The organism is Priestia sp. Y58 (genome assembly GCF_029522095.1).
In the GTDB taxonomy this organism is placed as follows: Bacteria; Bacillota; Bacilli; order Bacillales; family Bacillaceae_H; genus Priestia; species Priestia megaterium_E.
Window position 1 is genome coordinate 380415 of record NZ_JAKWFL010000002.1, and the last position, 25769, is coordinate 406183.

Annotated in this window: 30 protein-coding genes and 1 pseudogene; 10 read left to right on the forward strand and 21 right to left on the reverse strand. The window is 39.0% G+C overall.

Annotated elements, in window-relative coordinates; all coding sequences use genetic code 11:
• Positions 1–9 precede the first annotated feature (9 nt).
• Both MMB68_RS07750 and MMB68_RS07755 read right to left on the reverse strand, forming a co-directional pair.
• Complete coding sequence (locus tag MMB68_RS07750; protein ID WP_221784259.1) at positions 10–1617, reverse strand: MDR family MFS transporter; 1608 nt, start codon at positions 1615–1617, stop codon at positions 10–12.
• 22 nt (positions 1618–1639) lie between these two features.
• Complete coding sequence (locus tag MMB68_RS07755; RefSeq protein ID WP_221784258.1) at positions 1640–2092, reverse strand: MarR family winged helix-turn-helix transcriptional regulator; 453 nt, start codon at positions 2090–2092, stop codon at positions 1640–1642.
• Between the two features lie 158 nt (positions 2093–2250).
• On the opposite strand from MMB68_RS07755, the gene MMB68_RS07760 reads away from it, so the two are divergent.
• Positions 2251–3012, forward strand: coding sequence for a MerR family transcriptional regulator (locus tag MMB68_RS07760; protein WP_221784256.1), 762 nt, complete (start codon positions 2251–2253; stop codon positions 3010–3012).
• Between the two features lie 239 nt (positions 3013–3251).
• Here MMB68_RS07760 and MMB68_RS07765 read toward each other — a convergent pair whose 3' ends face one another.
• The 4 genes from MMB68_RS07765 to MMB68_RS07780 all read right to left on the reverse strand — a co-directional run bounded on the left by MMB68_RS07765 (position 3252) and on the right by MMB68_RS07780 (position 4792).
• Entirely contained in the window at positions 3252–3785 is a 534-nt protein-coding gene (locus MMB68_RS07765; protein WP_221784255.1) for a GNAT family N-acetyltransferase, read from the reverse strand.
• A 44-nt stretch (positions 3786–3829) separates the two neighbouring features.
• Entirely contained in the window at positions 3830–4201 is a 372-nt protein-coding gene (locus MMB68_RS07770) for a hypothetical protein (RefSeq protein ID WP_050691441.1), read from the reverse strand.
• A 42-nt stretch (positions 4202–4243) separates the two neighbouring features.
• On the reverse strand, positions 4244–4435 hold the full coding sequence (locus MMB68_RS07775) for a hypothetical protein (RefSeq protein ID WP_014459359.1): 192 nt from the start codon (positions 4433–4435) through the stop codon (positions 4244–4246).
• Positions 4436–4519: 84 nt separating this feature from the next.
• Complete coding sequence (locus tag MMB68_RS07780; protein ID WP_221784253.1) at positions 4520–4792, reverse strand: hypothetical protein; 273 nt, start codon at positions 4790–4792, stop codon at positions 4520–4522.
• 220 nt (positions 4793–5012) lie between these two features.
• Here MMB68_RS07780 and MMB68_RS07785 point away from each other — a divergent pair, with 220 nt between their 5' ends.
• Positions 5013–5246 (forward strand): hypothetical protein, encoded by a 234-nt coding sequence (locus MMB68_RS07785; protein ID WP_014459357.1) that lies wholly within the window; start codon positions 5013–5015, stop codon positions 5244–5246.
• Between the two features lie 15 nt (positions 5247–5261).
• Complete coding sequence (locus MMB68_RS07790; protein ID WP_115654309.1) at positions 5262–6371, forward strand: GerAB/ArcD/ProY family transporter; 1110 nt, start codon at positions 5262–5264, stop codon at positions 6369–6371.
• A gap of 148 nt (positions 6372–6519) precedes the next feature.
• Here the strand turns inward: MMB68_RS07790 and MMB68_RS07795 are convergent, their stop codons facing one another.
• On the reverse strand, positions 6520–7236 hold the full coding sequence (locus tag MMB68_RS07795; protein WP_277548518.1) for a CPBP family intramembrane glutamic endopeptidase: 717 nt from the start codon (positions 7234–7236) through the stop codon (positions 6520–6522).
• Positions 7237–7455: 219 nt separating this feature from the next.
• Here MMB68_RS07795 and MMB68_RS07800 point away from each other — a divergent pair, with 219 nt between their 5' ends.
• Positions 7456–8643, forward strand: a complete 1188-nt coding sequence (locus MMB68_RS07800; protein ID WP_277548519.1) for a macrolide family glycosyltransferase — start codon at positions 7456–7458, stop codon at positions 8641–8643.
• A 30-nt stretch (positions 8644–8673) separates the two neighbouring features.
• On the opposite strand, the gene MMB68_RS07805 is transcribed toward MMB68_RS07800, so the two are convergent.
• On the reverse strand, positions 8674–9174 hold the full coding sequence (locus MMB68_RS07805; protein WP_277447592.1) for a DUF6584 family protein: 501 nt from the start codon (positions 9172–9174) through the stop codon (positions 8674–8676).
• Positions 9175–9416: 242 nt separating this feature from the next.
• Complete coding sequence (locus MMB68_RS07810; RefSeq protein WP_014459353.1) at positions 9417–9734, reverse strand: hypothetical protein; 318 nt, start codon at positions 9732–9734, stop codon at positions 9417–9419.
• A 206-nt stretch (positions 9735–9940) separates the two neighbouring features.
• Here MMB68_RS07810 and MMB68_RS07815 point away from each other — a divergent pair, with 206 nt between their 5' ends.
• Positions 9941–10060: a DUF4023 domain-containing protein gene (locus MMB68_RS07815; protein ID WP_115654312.1), complete on the forward strand. Its 120-nt coding sequence runs from the start codon at positions 9941–9943 to the stop codon at positions 10058–10060.
• A gap of 173 nt (positions 10061–10233) precedes the next feature.
• A pseudogene (locus MMB68_RS07820) lies at positions 10234–11274 on the forward strand (alkene reductase); the annotation flags it as partial.
• Positions 11275–11303: 29 nt separating this feature from the next.
• On the opposite strand, the gene MMB68_RS07825 reads toward MMB68_RS07820, so the two are convergent.
• From MMB68_RS07825 to MMB68_RS07840, 4 genes are all read right to left on the reverse strand, one after another.
• Positions 11304–12026, reverse strand: a complete 723-nt coding sequence (locus tag MMB68_RS07825; RefSeq protein WP_098524741.1) for a GDSL-type esterase/lipase family protein — start codon at positions 12024–12026, stop codon at positions 11304–11306.
• Positions 12027–12271: 245 nt separating this feature from the next.
• Positions 12272–15310 (reverse strand): efflux RND transporter permease subunit, encoded by a 3039-nt coding sequence (locus MMB68_RS07830; protein ID WP_221784244.1) that lies wholly within the window; start codon positions 15308–15310, stop codon positions 12272–12274.
• 121 nt (positions 15311–15431) lie between these two features.
• The gene (locus MMB68_RS07835; protein ID WP_221784243.1) at positions 15432–15881 is read right to left on the reverse strand and encodes a DUF6188 family protein; all 450 of its coding nucleotides are present in this window, start codon (positions 15879–15881) and stop codon (positions 15432–15434) included.
• Between the two features lie 33 nt (positions 15882–15914).
• A complete protein-coding gene (locus MMB68_RS07840) occupies positions 15915–16490 on the reverse strand; it encodes a TetR/AcrR family transcriptional regulator (RefSeq protein WP_221784242.1) in 576 nt (191 codons plus the stop codon).
• Between the two features lie 259 nt (positions 16491–16749).
• On the opposite strand from MMB68_RS07840, the gene MMB68_RS07845 reads away from it, so the two are divergent.
• Entirely contained in the window at positions 16750–17043 is a 294-nt protein-coding gene (locus tag MMB68_RS07845) for a DUF3817 domain-containing protein (RefSeq protein ID WP_013083888.1), read from the forward strand.
• Between the two features lie 47 nt (positions 17044–17090).
• On the opposite strand, the gene MMB68_RS07850 is transcribed toward MMB68_RS07845, so the two are convergent.
• Complete coding sequence (locus MMB68_RS07850) at positions 17091–17465, reverse strand: DUF7674 family protein (protein ID WP_221784241.1); 375 nt, start codon at positions 17463–17465, stop codon at positions 17091–17093.
• Between the two features lie 75 nt (positions 17466–17540).
• Positions 17541–18818, reverse strand: coding sequence for an imidazolonepropionase (gene hutI / locus MMB68_RS07855; protein ID WP_221784239.1), 1278 nt, complete (start codon positions 18816–18818; stop codon positions 17541–17543).
• A 413-nt stretch (positions 18819–19231) separates the two neighbouring features.
• On the opposite strand from hutI, the gene MMB68_RS07860 reads away from it, so the two are divergent.
• Positions 19232–19495, forward strand: a complete 264-nt coding sequence (locus tag MMB68_RS07860) for a hypothetical protein (RefSeq protein WP_013057818.1) — start codon at positions 19232–19234, stop codon at positions 19493–19495.
• A gap of 34 nt (positions 19496–19529) precedes the next feature.
• Here MMB68_RS07860 and MMB68_RS07865 read toward each other — a convergent pair whose 3' ends face one another.
• The 3 genes from MMB68_RS07865 to MMB68_RS07875 form a co-directional block, all read right to left on the reverse strand.
• On the reverse strand, positions 19530–20357 hold the full coding sequence (locus tag MMB68_RS07865) for an LCP family protein (RefSeq protein WP_221784237.1): 828 nt from the start codon (positions 20355–20357) through the stop codon (positions 19530–19532).
• 133 nt (positions 20358–20490) lie between these two features.
• On the reverse strand, positions 20491–21033 hold the full coding sequence (locus MMB68_RS07870; protein WP_057235178.1) for a GNAT family N-acetyltransferase: 543 nt from the start codon (positions 21031–21033) through the stop codon (positions 20491–20493).
• 101 nt (positions 21034–21134) lie between these two features.
• Positions 21135–21548, reverse strand: coding sequence for a hypothetical protein (locus MMB68_RS07875; protein WP_277447588.1), 414 nt, complete (start codon positions 21546–21548; stop codon positions 21135–21137).
• A gap of 181 nt (positions 21549–21729) precedes the next feature.
• Between MMB68_RS07875 and MMB68_RS07880 the strand changes: the two genes are divergently transcribed.
• Complete coding sequence (locus tag MMB68_RS07880) at positions 21730–22509, forward strand: undecaprenyl-diphosphate phosphatase (RefSeq protein ID WP_221784233.1); 780 nt, start codon at positions 21730–21732, stop codon at positions 22507–22509.
• Between the two features lies 1 nt (position 22510).
• Complete coding sequence (locus MMB68_RS07885; protein ID WP_221784232.1) at positions 22511–22849, forward strand: hypothetical protein; 339 nt, start codon at positions 22511–22513, stop codon at positions 22847–22849.
• A 29-nt stretch (positions 22850–22878) separates the two neighbouring features.
• Here the strand turns inward: MMB68_RS07885 and qoxD are convergent, their stop codons facing one another.
• The 3 genes from qoxD to qoxB are packed head-to-tail and all read right to left on the reverse strand — an operon-like array spanning position 22879 to position 25742.
• Positions 22879–23187 (reverse strand): cytochrome aa3 quinol oxidase subunit IV, encoded by a 309-nt coding sequence (qoxD, locus tag MMB68_RS07890; RefSeq protein ID WP_013057824.1) that lies wholly within the window; start codon positions 23185–23187, stop codon positions 22879–22881.
• A 3-nt stretch (positions 23188–23190) separates the two neighbouring features.
• The gene (gene qoxC, locus MMB68_RS07895; protein ID WP_013057825.1) at positions 23191–23799 is read right to left on the reverse strand and encodes a cytochrome aa3 quinol oxidase subunit III; all 609 of its coding nucleotides are present in this window, start codon (positions 23797–23799) and stop codon (positions 23191–23193) included.
• Positions 23799–25742 carry a cytochrome aa3 quinol oxidase subunit I gene (gene qoxB, locus MMB68_RS07900; protein WP_013083896.1) on the reverse strand — a complete coding sequence of 648 codons (1944 nt, stop codon included), beginning with the start codon at positions 25740–25742 and terminating at the stop codon, positions 23799–23801. Before qoxB ends, qoxC begins: the two co-directional genes overlap by 1 nt.
• Positions 25743–25769 lie beyond the last annotated feature (27 nt).

Genomic DNA, 25769 nt, shown 5'->3' on the forward strand with positions numbered 1-25769 from the left:
GCGCTTTTTTTAATGTGATGGCTCTACTTCAGCAATGCCTTCTTCTGGTTTTTCTTCGGCTTTTTTATTTGAAAGCTTGATTTGCCTTAAGAACAATGTGCATACCGCCCCTAAAACAATAAAAGCTAAGCCCATGAAAAAGACGCTGTGCAATGCGCTCATTAGCGAGGTCTTCAAAATTGGCACAATGCTGTCTGAAAGCGCAGCTGGGATATTCTTTAGCGCCTCAGGGCTAAACAGCATCTGCAGCACACTTTCAGGATTCGTATCAATCGCTTTTTTAAATCCGTCTGCAAAAGCACTTGCTTGAGCAGGCAATGTGTTTAAATATGGAACGAGTTTGTCAGTAAGAAGCGTACCTGATTTTGCGTTCATTACCGCTCCTAAAATGGTAATACCGAACGTTCCTCCAATTGAACGGAAAAATTGACTTGATGATGTAACCACACCGAGCTCTTCTTTTGAAAAGCTTTCTTGAAGAGCAAGCGTTAAAATTGGCATCACAAGACCCATTCCTAAACCGATTATGGCCATATAAGAAGTGGCAACAAGCTTGCTAGTATGAAGGTCTAATGTTGTTAATAAAAAGAATCCTCCTGCCATAATAAGCATACCCGTAACAATTTGAGGTTTGATTCCAACTTTATAAACAAGCTGTCCTCCAATAATACTCGTTACGATCATTGAAATCATCATCGGCGTCATAATGGTACCTGATTCCGAGGCGCTGACTCCAACGATTCCTTGCATAAAGAACGGAACAAACGTAATGGCTCCGAACATGCCGATGCTCATAAAAAAGCCAACGATATTTAAAAGCGTAAACGTTCGATTCTTAAATAAATACATCGGAAGAATCGGCTCTTTCGCTTTCGTTTCCACAATAATAAAGCTTATGATCCCAACAACAGCCAGTGTAAATAGACTAACAATTTGCCAAGAATTCCAGTCGTAGTCTTTTCCTCCAAAGCTCAGGGCCAAAAGCAAGCTCACTACTCCGATAACCATTGTGAACATACCGGCTACATCGAATTTCACAGGTCCCGTATGTTTCTTTCCTTGAAGTCCCAGTGCAATAAAAACGGTAGCGAGTATCCCTACCGGCAAGTTGATGTAAAACACCCATTTCCAATTCAGTGAATCAACAATCCATCCGCCAATTTGTGGACCAATGACAGAAGCAAGACCGTAAATTCCTCCGAATACTCCTTGAAACTTTGCTCGTTCTTTTCCTGTAAATAAATCACCGATTACAATCATTGCCATCGGCATCATAACGCCGCCGCCAATTCCTTGTAATGCACGGAATAAAATAAGCTCTGTCATATTATTTGCCATTCCACATAGAGCAGAAGCAACCATAAAAATAATAAGTCCTGTAACATAAATTACTCTGCGGCCTACTAAATCAGCGAGCTTCCCTGCAATCGGAACAACCGTTGTGGATGTTAACAAATAGGCTGTTGTCAGCCATGTCATCATGCTTAAACCACCAAGATCTCCTACGATTCTTGGCATAGCTGTTCCGACAATGGTTCCATCAAGTGCAGAAAAGAACATCGCAATAATTAAGCCAATTAATAAAAGCGTGCGCTTTGAATTTTTTTGATTTTCCATCGTGTGTCTCTCCTCTTTTTTGTTACTGCTGCTTCTCTTTATAAGAAGCAGCTGACGTTGCAAGCTTTTTCGTAATAGAAGCCATCATGGAAAGCTCTTCTTCTGTTAGATGCAAAAGATAGCGGTCCATAATGGCTTTTCGACTATTCAGCACATCTTCAAGCTTGCGATGCCCAAATTCCGTTAAGGTAATATCAACGACTCGTCTGTCCTCTTTATTATGTTCTCTTACAACAAAATTGTGCTGTTCGAGACGATCTACTAAAAGAGTCACGGCGCTCGGTTTGACATCCATCATTTCTGCAATTTGAGAAACCTTACTGCTCCCTACTTTCTTTAAATAAGAAAGAACAAATAATTGCGTAGGAGTCATCTCATGCTCATTTAAACTCTCCATCATTTCGGGCTGCATTTTTTCAAATAGCACTTGAAGCGATGAACGAATCTCTCCAAGATACTGATTGCTTTTTGTCACATCTATTCCTCCAGGCTTGCTTATTTATTTCATGTTATAAATAGTTAATGCTAATTAAATATAAATGCATATAAACTAAAAGTCAATTATTTCTTTTTTAGTATTGACCCTTACGCTGCGTTATATTTTATAGTAGATTTCAGAAGGGAGATGAAAGAATGAACAGAAAAGTAAAAGAAGTTGCTGACTTAGTAGGAATCAGCGTCCGCACGCTGCATCATTATGATGAAATCGGGCTATTAAAACCTGATGCCGTCAGCGAATCCGGTTACCGGCTTTATTCACCGGCTAATCTCGATATGCTTCAGCAAATATTATTTTTTAAAGAACTTGGATTCCCTTTAAAACAAATTCACGAGATTATAACAGACCCGACGTTTAATCGTACAGAAGCGTTGATACTGCAAAAAAACATGCTGATTGAAAAACGCAGTCGGCTCGATCAAATGATTGTAACCATTAATAAAACGATTCAATATGAAAAAGGAGCGATTGAAATGAACGAAAAAGAGCGGTTTAACGGACTGGATTTTTCGCATAACCCATACGAAGAAGAAGCACGGAAGCGCTGGGGAAACCAGCGGATAGATCAAGCGAATGAAAAAGTACAAAGCTTTTCACAAGAAGAACAGCAGCACATGTCAAACGAATGGGAAAGTATCTACACTCACTTAGCTTCGCTCCGTGATCTGTCACCCTCTTCTACAGAAGCTCAAAAAGCTATTGCGACATGGTATCAATTTTTAAATGAGAACTTTGGAACGTATTCATTAGAAGCCTTTAAAGGTCTTGGAGAAATGTATGTGCAAGATGAGCGATTTACAACTACCATTGACCGCTATGGAAAAGGATTAGCCAAATTTATGAACGAGGCGATGAGTGTATTTGCGGACGCTAAAAATAATAAACCCAAAGACTGAGATATAACTACATCAATTCAATCTAAAGAAGAACAATTAGCATATATGATCTGACCTGCTTGTTCCGCCGCTGTTGATTTCCGTCCAAGGCTTTGCGTTCCGCGGGCGCCGCTGAGCCTCTGAAACCACTAGAAGCACCTATCTATATGAAGCCTATATTCATCACCACAATGAAAAAATCCGAACGATTCATCGTTCGGATTTTCATTCACTTGATATACTTTTGTCCCAGCCTCTTTTTATAAGTGAAGACCCATAAGCATTGTATTATAGTACACGCCATTTATATAGGTGTCTTTTTCTTTTAATCCTTCTGTTTGAAAACCTAGCTGCTTGTATAAAGCAACAGCTCTTTGATTATCTTCCCGCGTCACCAGTTCAATTTTTTTTGTTTGTTTATTCGTACGTGCCCATTCAATCAGCTCAATCATGAGCTGTCTACCTAATCCTAGCCCGCTATAAGATTTCTCTACTACAATACCGAGGGTTCCCACATGCTTATTGCGCGGGTTTTGAGACGAGGTGATGGATGCAATACTAATGATTTCCTCTTCTTTTTCAACCACAACTATAAGAGAATTGTGCTCTCGATTTACAGAAGCTAAAAATACTTCATACTCTGAAACAGGTCTAAGAAACTCCCCTTCTCCAAATGAAAGAAAATCACTTTCTCCGCCTACCTGGTTGTAAAAAGCAATCATTTTCTCTGCGTCTTTTGGCTCTGCTCCTCGAATAGTGACGCCTATTCCGTTCTTTAATATACGTAAACTCATATATCTATCTTCCTTTTAGTTAATCTGGTTTGCCTAGCTTAATTCTAGCGCTGTTTTTCTCTCCACTGATCTAACCACATGCGATTTCCTAAAGCTGTAAAATCATTTTCGTCGGCGTAGCGTTCGATGACGGAAAGCGCGTTGTCCTCAAGCATTGGTGAATAGCTCATGATTTCTAAAATATGATGTGCAGCCCATAGGTCAATTCGATAAGTAGGATTCGTCAGCAGTGTTGCAAATTCAAACAGCATGCCTGGATAATATAAATGAATGAGCTGCGCAATTTTTTTCATATCTTCTGCAGCTCGATTGCCTTTTTTTACAGATTTTTTATTTCGATAATCGATTTCATAATGAATTTTGGCGCTTTTTTGATAAAGATCAACTAGCGTTTCATACGTACGGTGTTTCCGCATTTCTCATCTTCCTTTGCTTCTAGATTTCCTCGTTTGAAGATGCTATAGTTCATTTTTAGGTTTCATATATTCAAATAAATGCAGCAAAAATATAATACTTCCGCCAATACACATCACAAAACTTAACGTAGCAGGATACTGAATAAAGAAACCGACAACACCAAAAATCAGCATAGCAAGCGCTCCTATCATCATAAACAGATGATAAGCCGGTGTATTTTCTTCATTATTCATACATAACTCCTTTTCACTATTTTTTAAGTTATTAAAAAGATATGACGCTTCTTTTGGACTATGATCTTTTATTTTGCTGCCGCTTTATTTCTTTAGCTTAGCACGAAGTAACGTGAAAAGGCCTCCTCCAAACATGACGCCACCCACAATTTGATACAGATGTATGTAGCTTTTTATCGTTTCAAGATAGAGATCCGTGTCTGCGTTCCCTTGACTTTCTAGCCATTTTTGACCCATGGCCTGCCCTGTTGCAACGCTTTTTAACAAAACGACCAGGCCTCCAAGCATCACAACAGCGGCGATAATAAGCTGCACCTTTTCTTTGTCATCTAGCATTTTTTTGAGCTCATCTGCCATATATATCTCTCCCATCCTTACCTTGTTATGTATCTACTTGTTTGTAATCATGCTGTTTTTTCTATTATAACGCTCAACTTGGTCATTATAACACGGTTTTGCCCTGCCTTTAGTCTCACTTTTCATAAATGAAGCCTTTTTGGTTCATACTATCTTTGAAACACAAACGTCTTTAACATCCCTTCATTATTTTTGAAGGGTTACTAATTGAGGTTGATACATGCTTATATTTTTAGGGATTTTTTTACTTTGTGCATCTGTTTGTTTAGTAGAAATACCTTATTTAAAAAAAGTGAACAATAAAAAAGAAAAGCGAATTTTTTGGAGTTTGTTCACAGTAAGTATTTTGATTGTTAGTTTAAAATACGGCGGTGTGGAAATCCCCAACCCCGGAGACGGCATTGCTTTTTTATTAAAACCTTTTAGTGATTTTTTGTTCAGTCTGCTGAAGTAAAAGGAAGTGAACAACGTGCATAGTCAGATGAAATTATCCGCAGCACAGTTTCGAATACTCGTTATTTTTTATAGCTTAGGCGATACTATTTTAGTCGTGCCTGGAAGCTTAACGGCTGATTCTAAACAAGAGGCATGGATTCCAGCTATTTTAGGCGTAGTTGTAGGCGTTTTACTTGTATGGATGTATATCAAACTCTCTAGCCTTTATCCGAATAAAACCCTTATAGAACTAAACGAAGCCATTTTAGGCAAGTGGCTAGGAAAGTTTGTCTCTCTTTTATTTGTCGCTTCTACTCTTCTTTTTTGCAGTCAAGTTTTGTTTTACGTGGGCTCGTTTCTAACAACTCGCATTATTATTCAAACCCCTATGCTTGCTGTTCATATTTTGTTTATGGGAATTGTGATTGTCGGTGTTCGGCTTGGCATTGAAACGATTGCCCGCTGTGCTGAAATTCTCTTTCCTTGGTTTGTTATTCCGTTTTTAATCTTAGTTTTTTCGATCTTCCCTCAAATTCATTATGAGAATTTGCAGCCTTTGTTAGAGGTGGGCGTTAAGCCTATTATCAGATCTATTCTGGTCTTTACAAGTATTACTTCTCTCACCTTTATTGTATTGCTAACCGTTTTCCCTGCTCACGTAGCGGAACCAGATCAGCGAAATCGCGCTTTTTTTACAGGAAGCTTAATCGGTGGAGGCATTATGATTATTATCTTGTTGCTTGGCATTCTTGTACTTGGAAATACGTATACACGTATCGCTTTATATCCAAGCTATGAGCTTGCAAGGCGGATCGAAGTCGCGGATTTTCTAAAAAACATTGAAGTCATTATGGCTATTATGTGGTTTTTATCTCTTTATTTTAAAACGTCTCTCTACTACTATGCGACCGTTTCTGGACTTGCTCAAATTCTTGAATTAAAAAACTACCGAATTTTAACTCTTCCACTAGGCATTATTGCCGTTACATTTTCACTTATCGTGTATCCAAGCATTCCATATGAACAAACGTGGGACCGAGATACGTGGATTCCGTACAGTCTGTTATTTGGGCTGTTTTACCCTCTTGGATTATTAATAGTCGGGAAAATCCGCGTAAAGCATTCGGCGTCTTTATCGAAATAAAAAGAAATTGAGACATAACAAAATCCATCCAATCAACAGCTAGAAAGAGCTACATACATGAAACTTAGGTACATCCTATCAATAAAAAAATCCGAACGATTCATCGTTCGGATCTTCCCTCAACGAAACTACTTTGTTTCAGCCTCTTTTAAAAGAACACGGTTATACTCACTAATCCATTCCACAGCATATGCAGGATCATAGATGGGAAAATAGATTTTGTTCGATAATAAATAATGGCAAAGACAAGTCCCATGACGGTAGCTGTAATCGGAAAGCCAATATGTAAAAGACCGAATACAAGAGCGGAAACGAAAATGCCCACAAGCACGTGGTGGCGTTTGGTTAAGAAACCACATAAAACACCTCTATAAAGCAGTTCTTCTTTAATAGGCGTGATAACTGCTACACTTATAAAAAATATCCAGCTTGAAAGCAGCGTTTCATTAAAACTGCCTTGATTTAAATCTTTTTGCTGCTGATCTGCGCTTTCTACGTTTAAAAATGAAAGCATCACGTACTGCACCGCGGCTACAATTAAAAAGCCTGCCACAATATATACATACGTTTTTCTTTCTTTTAATACTGAGAAGTTCCACATAGGCTTTAAAAATCTGCGCACAGGTCTATAAAGCACCGCAACTCCTAGAAAAAACGCTGCGTCTACGAGCAGAGCATAGGGTCCTTCTAATAAAATCCCTGTGATATTTGAACCCGTAACTTCATCGTAAACAGCTACTCCAATTCCGGCTATGATTTGCAGTCCAAAGCCCAACACGATAAATAGAAGCAATGTGAAGTAAGTAAACTCTTTTTTCTTTTTAGGCTTTAAAACTGGTTCTGAATTTGTTGATAACGTACTCAAAATAGCAACCTCCAAAAATGATTCTTTCTCTCTAGTGCTCTCAAAATTCTATCATAAACTCAGTTTAATTATGTTATTTTTTAGGAAAAAAGTTATATTTTTTCACATTTTATACACAAAGGAAGTGAGTTAAAAAATAAATGGGCTAACCAAATTAGTTGTCAACTTCCTTATATTTGATTACGCTTGAAGAAATCTTACCGAAAGTGAAGTGAAAAAATGGCAAACATTTTAATGATCAACTTTCCCGCTGAAGGTCACGTAAACCCAACGCTTGGAATGGTAAAAGCTTTTTCAGACCGAGGTGATACCGTTCATTACATTACGGCCGAGCGATTTAAAGAGCGCCTTGAAAACGCCGGGGCTATCGTACACACTCACCCAGACTTATTAAGCGGTGTATCCATCAGGCCTGAAACTCCTCAAGGAATCAACGCTTTTTTAAACATCCACATCCAAACTTCTTTAGATACGCTGAAGCTTGTTCATACATTATCAAAAAAAATTGAATTTGATTTTGTGTTCTACGACAAGTTTGGAGCAGGCGAATTAGTGCGTGATTATTTGCGGATTCCCGGCATTGTCTCATCTGCTTCTTTTTTAATGCCAAAAGACCGCTTAGCAATGATGCCTCTTCATCCGGATTCAGGCGTTCCATTTCAGCCGGATGAACAAGCTCAGTACGGGCTCAGCTTGCTTAAAAATCAGTTTGGCGTAGAGCCTAAAAATCTGCTTCAATTTATGAACAATGAAGGCGAATTAACGGTCGTGTACACAAGCCGCTTTTTCCAGCCTCTTCATGAACATTTTGATGACTCATGTTTATTTATTGGGCCAAGCTTTCCAAAGCGTCACAGCTCTCATGATTTTCCGTTAGAAAAACTAAAAGACGAAAAAGTTCTTTATATTTCAATGGGAACGGTACTTCATGATGTAGAAGGCTTTTTCAACCTGTGCATCGACGCATTTAGCGACTTTGATGGAAAAGTTGTGATTGCCGCGGGCGATCGAGCTGATTTTAAAAAAATTAAAAAAGCCCCGGAGCATTTTATTATTTCGTCTTATGTTCCCCAGCTTGACGTGTTAAAAGAAGCGGACGTTTTTGTCACGCACGGAGGCATGAACAGCGTAAATGAAGCTATTCATTTTAACGTACCGCTGGTCGTTTTACCTCATGGCAAAGATCAGCCTCTCGTTGCTCAAAGGCTCGTGGAACTAAACGCCGGGTATCGCTTAGCAAAAGAAACGGTAAATGCTTCTCTTTTAAGAAATGCCGTTGACGAAGTTGTCAGTGAAGATTCCTATAAAAAAGGAATTAAAGAAATTAACGCAAGTTTCCAAGAGGCATCTGGCCCGGCTGCAGCAGCCGAGCAAATTATCAATCACGTAGTGAAGGAACATTCATAAAGAAAAGGTGCACTGATGTGCACCTTTTTCTCATAAAAAAACCCATGTACAAACGGTATATACGCCAATGATTAGAAAACTGACGACTGTAAGAAAAATCAACGCGCATCCAGCTACAATAAGCTTATCCCCTATCGTTTCTTCCTCCGGCGGTTCAATCAATTTTTCTATGACCGTACGCTGAGTTTGTGAGAGCATTTCCTGAATACGTAAATCGTGAATTTGCTCTTTGTCTCCTTTGAATTTTAATGCTCTTGCAATTACAGCTGGATTATCGCCGCACTTCTTTTCAAAGAGCAGACAAGCGCGAGTCATTTCCACTGTTTTTTCTTTTTCTAAATACCAGTAGCGCCCTGCCATTTGAAGGTCTTGAAGACGATAATAAATATCTCCGAGTTCTTTTCGCAAAGACAGCTCATTTGGATATGTAACGAGCAAACCGTGCAGGCGGTCTCTCACTTTTCCTAAGTTCCCTTGTTCAATGTCTCGATGAATATTTTGCCTTGTTTTTTTGGAAACTACATCCCTCATGCGCCTCTCCTTTTTTATCTTTTATACTCATTTTACTAAGCGTACAATGAACGATAGTTAATTTTTGAAAGAGCATGGTCATGAACAAAGACCTCCTACTCCTTTAAAAGAGAAAAAGCTGAAGAATAGAGGCGTTTCTTAAGCTTTATATAGAATATACCCTGCTTTTTCATCTTCTTGTATGTTCAAAAGTAAGAGACCTATAATTTGCGAAAGCATGTTAACAAAGCTATTCAAAAAAATTATGAATACAAATCCATATGACTGAAATAATCAAAAATATGACGTAAATCTGTAATCTTTATGCTATGAGTGCTATAAGCAACGATTATTTCAGCCAGCATAAGAACGAATAAAATGGCCAATAGCACTTTAACAAGCGGAAATTGTCGGAACTGAGGAGAAAAAAGCAGCTTACTGACTGTATACAAAAACAGCAGGATAAAGTAAATCATCATGGCATTTGTTGCCTGAAGGGGAACATTCCACACAAATATGTACACGCTGAATGTCAAAATTAAAATAAACGACATTTCTTTCCCGCTAAAAAAATCACTCATTGCGTAACACCTTTTCTTGTTCATGAATGAATAAGAAGTTATAAACTCACGAAACATTAACGTTATTTTTACAACAGTATACACGATTTTCCTATTAATTTCTATATACGGATGCATATACGGAGTGGCTTTTAGCGGATTGGGGTCATGTTTTTGAGTGCAATGGGTTATAGTAACAGGGAAAGCTAATAAAGGAGGTTTGAATAATGGAAAACACAAATGAATTTGTTCAAAAGCTGAACGATAATCAAGAAAAGCAGCTTAAAAATAAGCAGGGTCAAGCTACTGGCCACCCTGAGAAAAAACTTCCTAACAAACAGCATTAATGTTGTAAAAGTTGGCTGTAAAGACAGCCGGCTTTTTTTGTGGACATTTTTCGGAAGGCGAAATGTTTGAAGATAAAACAAATCCCCTGTTACAATAAACTGAACCCGCTGCAAAAACGTTCGCAGCTACACTTTCCTCTTAAGGAGCTGAATATAAAATGAGTAAATTTGAAAAATTATTCGAACCAACAAACATTGAAGCATTTGATTTACAAACTCGTACAGCAATGGCACCGATGACAAGATGCTTTGCTGATCCAGAGACAGGCGTAGTCGGTCAGGACGTTGTAGACTACTACCGTCGCCGCGCAAAGGATGGTATTGGCTTAATTATTAGTGAAGGAATTGTTATCAGCGAACGCGCAAAAGGAAATCCTGGCGTTCCGGGTATCTATACCCAAGAACAAATTGATTCATGGAAGCCTGTAACAGAAGCTGTTCACGAAGAAGGCGGCACGATTATCGCTCAAATTTGGCACGTTGGCCGCTTGAGTCATTCCGGGTTAATCAATGGACATAAGCCTCAGGCCCCTTCCGCTATTGCAGCACAAGGCCAAGTGCCTCGTTTCCGCAAGCCCTACGAAGAGCCTGAAGAAATGTCAAAAGAAGATATTAAAAAAGTTGTAGGACAGTACGCTCAAGCCGCTAAAAATGCCATTGAAGCAGGATTTGACGGCGTTGAAATTCACGGTGCTCACGGCTATTTAATCGATCAGTTTAATTCAGACTGGTCTAATAAACGCACTGATGAATACGGAGGCGACCTTGCACAGCGATTGACGTTTATGAAGGAAGTGATTTCTGCTGTTATCGACGCCATTGGAAAAGAGCGCGTTGTGATTCGCTTCTCTCCTCATAAGCTTGATAAACCCGACTATCGCTGGGACGACACTGAAAAAGCTATTCAAACGTATACAGAAGCATTTAAAGAAACAGGAATTGAGATCATTCATCCGTCTATGCTGGATTTTTATGAAGATGTTCAAAACGGTCAAAATCTTTATGAAATTACGCGTAAGTACTGGGATGGACCGATTATCGGTGTAGGTGACTTAACGCCTGAATCAGCTGAAAAAGCGCTGCAAGCCGGCTGGATCGACGTAGCTGCTATTGGCCGCCCGCTTATTTCAAATCCTGATTATTTACAGCGCATTAAAAACGATGATGCTCTTGTGGAATACGATGCTAAAAAACATTTACCAGAGCTTATCTAAAAAAAAGCGCTCCTTTCGGAGCGCTTTTTTTATTGGTTTACGTATGCCTGAACTTCTTGTTTCCAAATAGCATAGCCTTGGCCTTTTAAATGAAGACCATCAACCGTGAAATTACTTTTCAACTGATTATGTGTAGATACTTTCGAATACAGATCAATGTAAGAATCGTTGTGTTTCTTAGCCAGACGCTCTAAATAGTTATTTAATGCGATAACATCTTTATTGTCCACTGCGTCGCCACATTTTTTATTGTTAACGGGCAGTACACTTTGAATATAGACTTTTGTATTCGGTGATTCTTTATGAATACGCTCAAGAATTTCAGCATAATTGGCTTTGGTTTTTTTTACAGATTTTTGCTCATTTAAATCGTTAATGCCAATCATCAAGAAAATCTTTTTTGGCTTAGCATCTGTAATACTTTTTAGGCGATGCAATACCCCTTCTGTTGTATCATCAGCTACGCCTCGATTGACAATCTGCTTATTATGAAAAAGTTCGCTCCATTCAGAGCGCTGGGTAATGCTATCACCGAGAAATACGATTGACTCTTTAGGAATACTTAATTGCTTGAACAAAGTGGTCCGTTCAATGTAATAAGGATTATCTCTATAGCTTTGCTTAGACGAATTTTTAGATGACAGCGGATTTTTCATCGCGCTGCTGCTACTTGCATAAAAAGCAAAAACACCTATGAAAAGGACATTTAAGATAATGGAACTGATAAATACAACTTTCTTTGTTGAACTCACGAAAACGACACTCCTGTACTTTGTATGTTTTTTAGATAACTCTACGATGATATAGTAAAGCTTCCTGTTAACACTCTTTCCCTCCATACAAGACATTTAATCATTTTTTGTAAATAATGATTTTACATAAAAAAGAAGCGGCGCTCGAAAGCGCCGCTTCTTTTTCTATAATATAAGGGGTTAAAACGTACTTTTATTATAACATATAGTACATGGTCATATTTTCCTCTATTAGAAAATAGTTCTTATGTCGTTTCTTTTTCCAGCTGTTTTTCTCTTTTTACTTGTCTTGCGAAGAAGAGTTCGTATACAACTGGAATAATAATTAAGGTAAGAAGAGTAGATGACGCAAGCCCTCCGATCACCGTGATAGCTAAGCCTTTTGAAATCAGCGTTCCGCTTGATGTAGTAAGCGCCAGCGGAATTAATGCAGCAATGGTAGCAAACGCCGTCATTAAAATTGGACGCAAGCGCGTTTTCCCAGCTTCAATAAGGGCTTCACGGATTGTCATGCTTTTTTGTTCACGATTTTGGGTAATTCGATCTACAAGCACAATCGCGTTTGTTGTAACAATTCCAATCAGCATTAAGAATCCAATCATGACGCTGACGGACAGCGGTTCTTTTGCAAGTACTAGACCAACTAACGAACCGATTGGCACAAAAATGAGTGACGATAAAATGATAAATGGAATACGCGCTTTTCCAAACGTAACGAGCATTGTTAAATACACAAGGCCGATTGCTGTTAAAATGGCTAGACCTAGAGATTGGAAGACTTCTACTGTCTCGTCGCTTCCGCCTCCTCCGTCCAAGCTCACATCTTTCGGCAAGTCTAGCTTTTTCACTCCATCTACAACATCTTTGGTCACGGCTTGAACATCATCGCCTTTGATGTCTGCTTCTACTCGCGCAAATACTTTGCCCTCGAGCTTTTGAATAGAAGTGAACGTATCAATTGTACGAACGTCAGCGATATTTTTTACTAACACAGGCCCTCGTTCTGTAAATACTTGAAGATCTTTAATTTCTTTTACTGAACTAAGGTCTTTATCGTATGAAAGCTGAACCGCTCGTTTTGTATTATCTAATTTTAAGTCTCCGACGGATACCGGTTTGGTTTGATCAGAGATTGTACCGAGCAGCTGAAATCCAGATACTCCATACTCTGCGGCTTTATCAGGATCTACTTCTACTACAAGCTGCTTTTGCTTATCTGAGAAGTTATTTGTTACATATTTAAGACGTTTATCTTTGTTTAAGTGGTTTTCCACTTGCTTAGCTGCCTTTTGCAAGTCATCTAAGTTAGAAGAATATAAATCAACCGTTACGTTATTATTTGTAGGAGGCCCTCCTGTTGATGCTTCTTGTACATTAACCGTTGCTTTCGGTGATTCTTCTTTCGTGATGCTTTCCATTTTCTTTTGAACTTTATCAATAAACGTATCAACATTCACGCCTTCTTTTACATTCAAGAAATAGCCAACTTGGTTCGGGCGTTTTACACCTGTTGAAAAGTCGCGTGATCCAACTTCGGTGGTCACGTCTGAAATTTCGTTTTGGTCTGCAAACATCTTTTCAATTTTTAAGGATACATCGTTTGTTTTTTCAAGGGACGTAGATGCCGGTAATTGAACGTTGGCTTGAAGCATTTTTTGTTCTTCATTTGGAATAAACGTAAAGCCTAATGAAGGCACAAGCGCAAATGAACCAAACAGTAAAATAAAGGATAAAATTAAAATTTTAATTTTATGATTAAGCGACCATGCAATCGCTTTTGCATACCCGCGCTGCAGCTTTCCTTCTTTTTCTTCAGGCGGTACTTTTTTAAATGCAAACTTTGCTAGAATCGGCACGATTGTAATCGCTACAAGAAGAGATGCTAACAGTGAAAAAACAACTGTTAAGGCAAACGGCAAGAAGAACTCTCCTGTAATTCCTCCTACAAAGCCGATTGGCAAGAATACGACAACCGTTGTAATCGTAGACGAGGTAATCGCTTTTAAAATCTCTTTTGTGGACGATTCGACAAGCTCATTGCTCATGCCTTCTTCTGAACGGCGCACGCGTCTGAAAATGTTCTCAATAACAACAATACTGTCATCCACTACGCGCCCAACGGCTACAGCCATTCCGCCTAGTGTCATAATGTTAAGTGAAATATCAAGCTGGTTTAAGAAAATAGCTGATACTAACAGCGATAATGGAATCGATATAATCGCAATGATCGTAGCTCGGAAGTTACGCAAGAAAATCAGCACGGCGAGTGACGCAAATAATGCTCCGAGCAATCCTTCGCGCACTAATGTTTCAACAGACTTTTCAATACCGTCAGCTGAGTCAAAGCCGATTGCGTAGTCTAACTGATCGTCATATTTTTTCAAAATTTTCATCGTTTCGCTGGCCACTTCAACCGTATTGGCATCTTGTTTTTTTGTGATGGCCATCGACAGCGCATCTTTGCCGTCATAGCGCGTATATTCGCCTTGTTCCGTTACGGCTTCGACTTTGGCAATATCGCCAAGCTTCACAGGCTTTGCTTCAGGATTCATCGTAGATTTCAGCTGGATTTTCTTTAATGCATCGATCGTCGCAACTTTTTCTTCTACTCGCACTGGAATTTGAAGCTCTTTTCCATTTAATGTTCCTGCTGGGAATGAAACAGCTTTTTGATTAATTTGTTTTTTCATCTCATCAAGCGTTAAGCCAGCTTGAGCTGCTTTTTCTTTATCGACCGTAATTTGTAAAAGGTCCTCTTTCACGCCGCCAACTGAGACGGAGTTAATACCTTGAATTTTATTCAATTCAGGAATCACTTCATCGTTTAATACTTTTTCAAGATTTGCATCATCTTTCGCAAACAGTGAAATGTTGAAAATCGGGAATGAACCAAATGAAAAACGGTTTACGTCTACATTTGATGACTCTGGTAAATCTAATTCTTTTATCGACGAGTTAATTTGCTGTTCAACTTTATCTAAATCCGTATTAAACGGGAATTCTAAATTAATAATACCCACGTTTTCGTACGATACGCTTTGTACGCTTTTAACGCCTTCAATTCCTTTCACTTGGTCTTCGATTTTCGACGTGACGCTTTCATTTACGTCATCAGGAGAAGCCCCGGGATACGTTGCTTCAATGGACAGCTGCGGAAATTCGATATTCGGCAGTAAATCAATTTTTAGTTTTGAAAATGAATATAGCCCCGCTAAAATAAGTAAAAATGAAACGATAAATACAGCTACCGCATTTTTTAAACTAAATCTCGTCAAAAAATTCATCTTTTTCCTCCGTTACGTAACTAAGTTATTTGAGAAACCTTCATCCTTTAATAGCTGCAGACCCGTTTTATTTTTTTTAACAATTTTAGAGTACCCGTGGGTCAGTTTTTTGCAAAAAAACTCACCTCCTTTCATGTGCTGATGAACTGTCTATACAAACTGAAATTTGATGGTCGCACGCTCCCCCTGGCAGCGAGATAAAGGAAAAGCCGTCTTGACCATATAAATCCCAACCTTCAAAAAAAGAGCTGTCGTGAAACATATCTAGTGAATACCCATTAGAAAATGTAATTCGAAGTATACCGATATCTTCATACCACTGTATAGAGATAATGTGTTGGCCAAGCAGCAGTGCTTCGACTTGCTGGCGCTGTTCGGCAGAATGCAGCGATTTCCAGTCCGCTTGACCAAGCAAGATGCTGCGTTTGTTTTTTAGTCTCCATGGACATTCTGCCACAAGTCCACCTTTACTAAATCCAAGAGAAAACGGCAGGGTATTGTCAGTGTTCACCTTGGTTACGATTTGCTCTTGAAAATATGAAAAGTTAATTACTGTGCTGCTGTTATTCATCATATCCCTCCATTATCAACCAGTACCGACGAGTCATTTTTGGGTCTCAAAATAGCAGCCTTCAATGTATAAGTTCACAATGAACTCCGCATAGTTCATGATATCTTCTTCTGTTATATCATCATCGGAAACGATATCCATCCTATACCCATTTAACATGCTGCAAAACGCTTGTGAGTGTAAAAAAGCATTTTTTATTTTTTGCTCTTCAATCAATTTAGCAACAAGCCCGTGATAATCCTCAAAAAATTGATGAAGACGGCCCATCATTTCTGGCATTTGGTGAGGGGCTTGCCAAAAAGAGTCCGGATATTTTTTAGTTTCGTAAAAAAAGAGCAGGTGATGCTTCGCAACTGAATACAGCTTTTCATAAAACGTTTGGCATTCATCCGTTCTTCGCTTTGCATGATACAAAAACTCATCAAACGAACGATTGTTCACAGCGATATAAAGCGACTCTTTAGACGAAAAGTACAAGTAAAGCGTTCCTTTAGATACACCCGCTAGTTTAGCAATATCAATCATTTTTGCTTCATAGTAACCTTTGGATCCGAACACTTCAAAAGCAGCATCTAAAATTTTCTCCCGCTGCTGTTTTCGGTTTGTCATGGTAAAAATCCTCTCATACGTTTTCGATACTATACATATAAAATAATTAAAATAACTTGTCAACACATAGTGTGCTCTTTTATCCATTGCATCACAAGAGTATGTCAGTTTTTCAAACCAAACACTTCTATAGAGCAAATTAAAGCGTTTTCGACTTTTTTGTGACAGATACAAATGATGCTTGTATATGAAGAGCTCGCTATGGTACATTTTTGTCATTGATACAGAAATTTATTCCGTCGTTACGGGAGGAGAAAACATGGTTCTTACATCACCAATCGGTCGCCTGCGTTTAGTAGGAATTTTAGAAGGAATTTCATTTTTGCTGCTGCTTGGCATTGCTATGCCGCTAAAATATGCAGCAGGCATACCCGAAGCTGTATCAGTTGTAGGCGCAGCACACGGTGCACTTTTTGTGCTGTACGCTCTTGCAGTCGTTCATGTAAAATTCGCGCATAAATGGTCAATCGGCCGCTCTTTATTTGCATTTCTTATGTCGGTTATTCCGTTTGGCCCTTTTATTTTAGAGCGCCAGCTGAAAAAAGAACAGTAAAAGAAAAGAACGTCACGGACATCATGTTTCCATGACGTTCTTTTTCCTTACTGTTCACCACTGTTTTCGCTGAAATGGTCAATCGTTTTCCACCACTTCAGTGAGTGAGGTTTTAATAGCATTCCAATTTCTTCTGGACTAATTTGCTGATCTATAATCATTTCATGCATTGCTTGAAAGAGTCCTGTTGTAACAGCTTCTTTCACATCAGCTTCACCTTCTATATACAGCTGTTCAATCGCTTCAAATACGTCCGGTTCACGCTGGAGCTGGCCATTATATTCAAGAGAGATTAAATGACCCGCAACACGGCTTAATTCATGCTGCAGCTCGTTTTTATCGTTGAGGTCCACTTCTTCGCTTGGCTCAAAAGAGGGGCAAGCTTCTTTTAGTAATGGAATAACATTTTGTTTTGTAATCATATCTAAATTCCCTGCCTTTGCATGTGTGACAAATTCTCTATTCTTTACCCTTTTCTCTTTTTCTATAAACTTGTTTTACAAAACTTTTCCGTTTTCTACAACTACTTCTCCTTTTTTCACTACGCAGTCAATATGATTTAAACCATACTGATATTGAAGGGTTCGATAACTAGAGACATTAAAAATCGCTAAGTCAGCCTGTTTTCCGGCTTCAATACTACCAATCTTATCTCCTTGATTAATAGCATGCGCTGCGTTAATAGTTGTAGCTACAAGCACTTCTTCAGGACTCATATTCATATTCATACATGCCAGGTTCATCACAAATTGCTGTGAAGTCGTTGGAGATGAACCTGGATTGCAGTCTGTAGAAAGAGCAACCGGAACGCCTAAATCGATCATTTTTCTAGCATCTGGCCATTTCATTCCAACAAATAAGGAATTCCCCGGTAAAAGTGTGGCTACGATCCGTTTTTCAGCCAGTTTCTTTAATCCTTCATCGGAAGCATACAAAAGATAATCTGCTGATATCGCTCCTACCTCTGCTGCGAGCTCCGCTCCTCTGCAGTATTCAAAGGGGTCGGCATGTATTTTAGGAAGCATGCCATGGCTTTTCCCGGCTTCGAGTATTTCTTGGCATTGTTTGAATGAAAAAGCATTTGGAAGACATACAGCATCATTAAATGCTGCAAGCTTATAAGAAGAGATTTGAGGAATCATTTCGTGAATAAGTAAATTGACATATTTCTGCGTATCTTTTTTATATACAAGAGGTACGACGTGTGCGCCTAAAAAGGTACTTACTACATCAACTGCGTGCGTATCATTCAGCATTTTCGCAATTTGCAGCTGTTTTAGTTCTGTTTCTAATTCTAACCCATACCCGCTTTTCACTTCTATAGTTGTGACTCCGTGAGCTAGAAAAGACGTAAGACGCTCATAGCTCTGCTGATAAATCCGGTACGCATACTCTTCCTGTGTTTGAACGACAGTGGAGTGAATACCTCCACCTTCTTCTAATAAATCCAAGTAAGAAGTTGGCCTTTCAAACCGCCTATAAAATTCTTCCTCACGCGAGCCAGCGTACACAGCGTGCGTATGGGGATCAATCAGACCCGGAGTCACAATTTTATGAGAAGCATCAATAATCGTTGCATCATTTCTTTCCCTTTCATATTTTTGTTCTAGCTCTTTTGTTGTACCTACGGTCACAATTTGATCTCCTTCTATCCAGACTGAGCCATTTTCAATCACCGTCAAGTTTCTCATTTCTTTTCCAGCTAAAGGACCTTTATTTTCTCTGGCCGTTACAACTTGCGAAGCATTTTTAATCCATAGCGCTTTTTTTGACATCGTTGAATTTCCCCCTTTTCTAGCGTGTACCACGTTTTGGGGCCTCATGTTTACCGTAAACTCATTTAGATTCACCTACACATTTCGCATCTCTGCCTTCTTTCTTGTAGGTAGAAATTTGAAAAAGCATGTCCATGGTCTGAAAAGCGTGTTTTTAAGTCTTTAAAGCTAGATAACTTATATTTTTTTCAATTATATACGCTTTTAGACCCTTCTTTTCTCCGTTTTCTTACTTATTGACTCTCATTTTATACAAATATATCCTTATATACTAAATCTTTTATCACATGTATTTTATAAACATCACGGCCAGTTCCCCTCAACAGGATAAATAATAGATTTCTAGGAATAGAACGTTTATAATATTCTTTGAAGTTTTACTTTTAGAAAGATTCACTAATGGAGGAAGAAATATGATTGTCAACTATAAAAACCAAGCAACCGGTCATCGCATGAATAACGGCTGGAATCTTTTCTACGCGTCAAACTTAACGATGTGGCGCAAAGACGAAAAGTATTTGCTTTTAGATGAAAACCAAGATGTGGTGATGATCTTTGGCTTTAAAAAAGACGAAATCATTCTAGATAAATTGCAAACGTGGGGCTATACATTTGGTGTCCATCCAGAGAAAAAACAAATTTCCTGCTTGCAGCGTCAAGAAGAAATTGGTGAATAAAAAGAGGGCTGAATTTCTTCAGCCCTCTTTTTTATTAATGAGTTTGTTGAAACATAGCGCTCAGCTGTTTTTTTTCAGATGGTTTGACAACATAATACCATGTACCATCTACCACTTGCCCTTCTCCTTTTACCGTTACCGTTTCGAAATCAGGCCGGCCATTCTTAATGATGTTATACATCGTAAATGCATCGCTGACATCAATATTCGTTCGAATATGCTTCTTTACAAGCGTGAGGAGACTAGGAATGTTTTTCACCGTTGACATGTTCATTCCTTTATCTAATAGGGCTTCCACTACTTGACGCTGTCGATTATTTCTTCCTAAATCTCCTTTTGGATCTTCGTGTCTCATCCGCACATAGGCAAGAGCTTTTTCGCCGTTCAACGCATTTTCTCCTTGAGGAAAGATAAATGAATCAAACACAAAAGGAAACGGGTTCTTAACGTTTACTCCGCCAAGTTCATCTACTACATCTTTAAAGCCTTCCATATTTACTTTCACATAATAATCGACATCGATATCTAAGAAGTTCTCAACCGTGCGCACGGTTAAAGGAATGCCTCCGTATCGATAAGCATGATTAATTTTCTCATCCGTTCCTTTTCCATCAATGTGCACGCGCGTATCTCTAGGGATCGGCATAACTTTTGCTTTATTGTGGCTCGTATCTAAGTTGACCACCATTAATACATCTGAGCGGCCCGTATCTCCTGGCCTTTCATCTACGCCCATCACCAGTACATTAAACGAGTGAGGCTGCTCTTTAGCAGATGTTTGCTGTTGATAGGCAATTCCAAATCCAGCGGTTCCTAAGAGCAAAATACATGCCGCTAAGATCCCTATTTTGTATTTTTTCATTCATACGGTCTCCTTTACACATCACTTACTCTCTATATGCCTTAATGAATGAAAATTTATACCTTTTTAGAGAAATTTAAACACACGTCAAAAAAGCCTGCTTGTTGAGAAGCTGGCTTTTCACTAGTAGATTTTAGCCTGATTTTTGATGCACATCACGCTGTGCCCATTCACTTTCTAGCATACTCATTTCAATTAAGCTCCAGTACTGTCCATCTACAAGCCGAACGTCTCGAAGAAGGCCTTCGCGTGTAAAGCCAATTCGTTCATAGGACTGAATCGCCCGCTCGTTAAAATCAAAGACGCCGAGCGAAATTCGGTGAAGACCCAGTTCTTCAAAACCGAAAGCTAACACTTTTTCAAACATGTGCGAGCAAAGCCCTTTTCCTCTATACTTTTCACCAAGCAGTACTCGGCCAATTCTTCCTGTTTTATGATAATAATCAATATGAGCCAGAGAAATATGCCCAATAAGCTGTTCATTTTCATCTATGACGGAAAAAGCATAGGTAGAAGCACCATCTTCATTTGCATATCGAATGTAGTGTTTTAACTGTCTAGGAGTAAGCGGAAAAGAAAAGCTAGAGCCGCTCCACTGCACCATAAATGACTCGGAGGGAATCCAATCCATTAGCTGTTTAAAGTCTTTTTTGGAGAACGGTCGTAGAGCTATCACATAATTCTCCCCCTTATTATTTCTGACTTTTCTAAATATATTACATTTATCATAATAAACTGTCAACTGTCTATGTAAAAAAAAGCCATCATTTCGATGACTTATAGCTGTAATGCTTTTCTGAGAAGAGTTAAATCATGAGTAAATTCAAAAAAATAGGTTCTATTTTCATTGTCAAATACCATCATGATTGGTTTTTGATTCGGCTCAAGAACAAAAATAACTTCACTTGCCAGCGTGTTGACCGCACTATTTTCAATTTTTACGGCTGGATCAAGAGGTACTTTGACAAGATAGCCTTTTTTAGGAAGCGGACTTGCCTTTTTATATAAACCAGTAATGGACGCAATACTTTTTTCGGCTTCTTTTTGAACACTTGGAGGTTTGGGCGTTGAACGAACGACTCTGCCCGTTTCAATTTGAAATACCTCTACTTTTGGCTGTTCAGCACTTACTGCCTGCGGAAAAATAAAAGCAGCGAATACGACGCATACAGCAACCCATTTTCGTATCATTTTCAACACCTCTTTCCATTGTGGATGAGATGGAGATAAGAATGGTCGTCTCTTCTTATACTATGACCTATTTTTATGTATTTATTTCACTAAATGAATGCCTATACTTCCATGTTTTTGTCATGTTCTCAGAACTTCCTCTATACACTACTAATAAGGACACGCTGTATGAGGTGATAAGATGTCATGGTTTGAAGCATTTATTTTGGGAATCATTCAAGGGCTTACAGAGTTTTTACCGATAAGCAGCACGGGGCATTTGTATTTAGGGCGCCACTTATTTGGCTTAGACGATGCAGGATTGTATTTAGATACGATGCTGCATATGGGCACTCTGCTTGCTGTGTTTGTCTTTTATAAGCGTGAGCTATGGCATATTATTCGTCATCCATTTAGCAAGCTTACAGGGCTCTTAGTGATAGGAACGATCCCTGCAGTTGCAATTGGTCTTTTGTTCAAAGACTATTTTGACAGTATTTCTAGATCTGGCTTAACGATTGGCTGGGAATTTCTTGCGACGGGACTGCTGTTATGGTTTGGTGATTCCGTAAAAAATGGCTATAAAAAAATGGATCATATTTCATACGGAGATGCCTTTTTTATCGGCTCGTTTCAAGCAGCTGCGATATTCCCTGCTGTATCCAGGTCAGGCTTAACGATGGTAGCTGCGTTAATGCGAAAATTAGACCGTGAAACAGCCGCTTACTTTTCATTTTTATTGTCCACTCCCGCCATTTGCGGAGCGGTGTTACTTCAGTTAAAAGATGTAGTCACAGGTGAAGTCGAGCAGCTTTCCGTTTTCTTTTTATTCGTCGCCACCCTTTCATCTGCTTTATTTGGTTATGTAGCGGTAAAATGGATGATCAATTATTTAAAGCATCATTCGTTAAAAACGTTTGCGATTTACGTTTGGGTATTAGGTGCAGTCGTGTTGGTTTGTCAGTTTACGGGGGTGTTTTAAGATGAAGATGAAAGTCCGGACGCTTTTTTTAGTATTGTTTTTTGCCGGCATTTTAGTCGTGACAAGCTATGTTGATAACAATTCCCAGCAGTCGTTTGACAGCTTAGCTCACCTTTCACTTGATGGAGGAGCTGTTGAAACCTCTGCAGATGAAGACGAGGCGGAACAATTAAATATGTCAGTCAAAGAAGTTCATGTTAAAACAGAAAAAAGAGGCGGATACCGAATTGAAGTGTACGAACAAGTAAATGTTTATAGCGATGATAAAGGAAAGGTAGTAAAAAAAGTTCCCACGGGAGAATATCAAACGTTGAAATATAAACTGAATGAAAAAAAATAAACCACTTACCGAAGTAAGTGGTTTTATTTTTAATGGTTAAAGTGAGCTGCAAGAATCCACAGTGTACCAACAACGATACAAAGTGCAATAAAGAAACTGTAAAGAATATTTGCAACTTGTACTTTACCATTTTCACTTTCAGTCATGTGCATGAACATTACTAGCTGCATTGCTGCTTGTAATAACGCTAGGATCATGATAAGAGTCATCGTAATGCTTCTTGATAGATCAGCTAGCACTACTAAACCAAGCGCTGCGAATGTTAAGGCTAGTGAAAGGATAAGCCCAAATACATGACTAAGCGGAAAACCTGCTTTTTGGCCTTGTTTATTTTCCATGTCTTATCCCACCAATCCGTTCAAGTATACAAGCGTGAAGATGAAGATCCATACAACATCAAGGAAATGCCAGTATAAACCGATAATAAATACTTTACGAGCAGTAACTGGTGTTAATCCTCGTCTTACTAATTGAATAATAATACTGATTGCCCAGAATACACCGACTGTTACGTGAAGACCGTGCGTTCCAAGTAGTGTAAAGAACCCTGATAAGAAGGCACTTGTTTGCATTGTCGCACCTTCGTGAACTGCGTACATGTAAAACTCACGAATTTCGTAGAAAAGGAATCCTCCACCAAGCACAAGCGTAATAACGAACCAAACTAAAAGTCCTTTTAAATCATTATTACGCATTTTAAAGATGGCAATTCCCATCGTGAAACTACTGAATAGTAGTAACAGCGTTTCGATCATAAAATCTTTAACAACGAACAGTTCTTCTGCAGTAGGGCCACCCGCTGTGCGCGTATGGTACGTTAAGTACGTTACGAACAGCGTAGAGAACAACGCGATCTCGGCACCTAAGAAAATCCAGAATCCAAGGATATTCAGGCGACTTTGTTCTTCTTGGTATTCTAACGGCAATGATTTATCTAAATGTCCTGCCATTATTTGTCACCCCCTGTAATTCCTTCAACCTTCTTGATTTCATCTACTTTTACATAGAAGCCCGGATCATAATCAAATGAACGAGCAAGCATACAAGCAAAAATACCTGCTAATCCAACGATTGCCATTGGAATCCATTCAAATACTAAGCCAAATCCACCGATAAACCAGAAAATACCTGAGATAAACGGCACACCAGAGTTGCTTGGTAAGTGAATTGGTTTTAAGTCTTCTGCTTTAATTTCTGTTTCATTACGTTTTTTCATGTGCCAGAATGCATCCATTTCTTTCACATGAGGAATTACTGCAAAGTTGTAAGCTTGAACTGGTGATTTAGTCCACCACTCAAGTGTACGACCATCCCAAGGATCGTTTGCAGTGTCGCGTTTGTTTTTCCATGCACTGTATAATAAGTTAACTACTAATACGAAGAAGCCAAGACCCATTAAGAATGCACCGATTGTTGAAACTAAGTTTAATCCGTTCCAGCCAAGGTTGTCTGCATAAGTTTGCATACGACGAGTCATACCGTCTAAACCTAGGAAGAATTGCGGGAAGAAACATACGTTAAATCCAACAACAAAAATCCAGAATGAAATTTTTCCTAATTTTTCGTTCAACGTGTGACCGAAAATCTTTGGATACCAGAAGTATAAACCTGCGAAACAGCCAAACACTGTACCAGAGATTAATACATAGTGGAAGTGAGCGATTAGGAAGTAACTGTTATGATATTGATAATCGGCTGATGCCATCGCAAGCATAACCCCTGTTACCCCACCGATTACGAAGTTTGGAATAAACGCTAATGACCAAAGCATCGCAGTCGTAAATTTGATACGGCCTTTATACATTGTAAAGAGCCAGTTAAAGATTTTAACTCCGGTTGGTACGGCGATTAACATCGTTGTGATTGAGAAGAACGAGTTAACTGACGGTGAGTTACCCATTGTAAAGAAGTGATGCACCCATACAAGGTAACTTAAGAATGCGATACCGACCATTGATACAACCATTGCTTTATAACCGAATAAGTTCTTACGAGAATGTGTACTGATAACTTCTGAGAAGACACCGAATACCGGTAAAATAACGATATATACTTCAGGGTGACCCCAAATCCAGAATAAGTTAGCCCACATCATTGGAAGACCGCCGTTAGCCATTGTGAAGAAGGCTGTTCCGAATACACGGTCAAGTGTCATAAGTGCAAGCGCTACTGTTAATACAGGGAACGCGAAAATAATAATAATTGATGTGATGAAGATTGACCAAGTAAACATTGGCATTTTCATCATTGTCATGCCAGGGGCACGCATTTTTAAGATTGTTACAAAGAAGTTGATACCAGTCATCAATGTACCAGCACCAGCAATCTGTAGTGAAACGGCATAGAAGTTATTTCCAATACCTTCACTAAATTCTTTACCTGCAAGCGGGAAGTAACTTGTCCAACCTGCATCAGGAGCTCCTCCGATTACGAAAGAAAGGTTAAATAGCATTGCTCCCATAAAGAATGTCCAGAAACTAATTGCGTTTAAGAACGGATATGCTACGTCACGCGCACCAATTTGTAATGGAACGATTACGTTCATTAGTCCGATAATAAATGGCATTGCCATGAATAAGATCATGATAACACCGTGAGCCGTGAAGACTCCGTTGTAGTGATGTTCATCTAAAATGTTCATACCCGGGAATGCAAGCTGCATACGCATCATGATTCCATCGATTCCGCCGCGGAAAAGCATTAATACAGCTGAAAGGATGTACATGACACCGAGTCTTTTATGGTCAACTGTTGTTAACCATTCTGTCCATAACCATTTCCATTTCTTGAAATATGTTAAGACAAAAACGATACCGATGACCGTCATAGCGATTGCTGCATCAGCAGCGTAAATCATAGGTTCGCCAGTGACGAAAAATTCATCTAGCTTCATTATGTCTTCCCCCAATCATTACGTTAT

Coding starts and splice junctions, on each gene's coding strand:
- MMB68_RS07815 (WP_115654312.1), top strand. CDS start 9,941: ATGGAAAACACAAATGAATTTGTTCAAAAGCTGAACGATAATCAAGAA.
- MMB68_RS07775 (WP_014459359.1), bottom strand. CDS start 4,435: ATGAATAATGAAGAAAATACACCGGCTTATCATCTGTTTATGATGATA.
- MMB68_RS07865 (WP_221784237.1), bottom strand. CDS start 20,357: ATGAAAAAATACAAAATAGGGATCTTAGCGGCATGTATTTTGCTCTTA.
- MMB68_RS07885 (WP_221784232.1), top strand. CDS start 22,511: ATGAAGATGAAAGTCCGGACGCTTTTTTTAGTATTGTTTTTTGCCGGC.
- MMB68_RS07875 (WP_277447588.1), bottom strand. CDS start 21,548: ATGATACGAAAATGGGTTGCTGTATGCGTCGTATTCGCTGCTTTTATT.
- MMB68_RS07800 (WP_277548519.1), top strand. CDS start 7,456: ATGGCAAACATTTTAATGATCAACTTTCCCGCTGAAGGTCACGTAAAC.
- MMB68_RS07840 (WP_221784242.1), bottom strand. CDS start 16,490: ATGACAAACCGAAAACAGCAGCGGGAGAAAATTTTAGATGCTGCTTTT.
- MMB68_RS07780 (WP_221784253.1), bottom strand. CDS start 4,792: ATGGCAGATGAGCTCAAAAAAATGCTAGATGACAAAGAAAAGGTGCAG.
- qoxB (WP_013083896.1), bottom strand. CDS start 25,742: ATGAAGCTAGATGAATTTTTCGTCACTGGCGAACCTATGATTTACGCT.
- MMB68_RS07880 (WP_221784233.1), top strand. CDS start 21,730: ATGTCATGGTTTGAAGCATTTATTTTGGGAATCATTCAAGGGCTTACA.
- MMB68_RS07860 (WP_013057818.1), top strand. CDS start 19,232: ATGATTGTCAACTATAAAAACCAAGCAACCGGTCATCGCATGAATAAC.
- MMB68_RS07810 (WP_014459353.1), bottom strand. CDS start 9,734: ATGAGTGATTTTTTTAGCGGGAAAGAAATGTCGTTTATTTTAATTTTG.
- MMB68_RS07770 (WP_050691441.1), bottom strand. CDS start 4,201: ATGCGGAAACACCGTACGTATGAAACGCTAGTTGATCTTTATCAAAAA.
- MMB68_RS07830 (WP_221784244.1), bottom strand. CDS start 15,310: ATGAATTTTTTGACGAGATTTAGTTTAAAAAATGCGGTAGCTGTATTT.
- MMB68_RS07760 (WP_221784256.1), top strand. CDS start 2,251: ATGAACAGAAAAGTAAAAGAAGTTGCTGACTTAGTAGGAATCAGCGTC.
- MMB68_RS07785 (WP_014459357.1), top strand. CDS start 5,013: ATGCTTATATTTTTAGGGATTTTTTTACTTTGTGCATCTGTTTGTTTA.
- MMB68_RS07750 (WP_221784259.1), bottom strand. CDS start 1,617: ATGGAAAATCAAAAAAATTCAAAGCGCACGCTTTTATTAATTGGCTTA.
- MMB68_RS07850 (WP_221784241.1), bottom strand. CDS start 17,465: ATGATTACAAAACAAAATGTTATTCCATTACTAAAAGAAGCTTGCCCC.
- qoxC (WP_013057825.1), bottom strand. CDS start 23,799: ATGGCAGGACATTTAGATAAATCATTGCCGTTAGAATACCAAGAAGAA.
- hutI (WP_221784239.1), bottom strand. CDS start 18,818: ATGTCAAAAAAAGCGCTATGGATTAAAAATGCTTCGCAAGTTGTAACG.
- MMB68_RS07805 (WP_277447592.1), bottom strand. CDS start 9,174: ATGAGGGATGTAGTTTCCAAAAAAACAAGGCAAAATATTCATCGAGAC.
- MMB68_RS07835 (WP_221784243.1), bottom strand. CDS start 15,881: ATGAATAACAGCAGCACAGTAATTAACTTTTCATATTTTCAAGAGCAA.
- MMB68_RS07765 (WP_221784255.1), bottom strand. CDS start 3,785: ATGAGTTTACGTATATTAAAGAACGGAATAGGCGTCACTATTCGAGGA.
- qoxD (WP_013057824.1), bottom strand. CDS start 23,187: ATGGAAAATAAACAAGGCCAAAAAGCAGGTTTTCCGCTTAGTCATGTA.
- MMB68_RS07845 (WP_013083888.1), top strand. CDS start 16,750: ATGGTTCTTACATCACCAATCGGTCGCCTGCGTTTAGTAGGAATTTTA.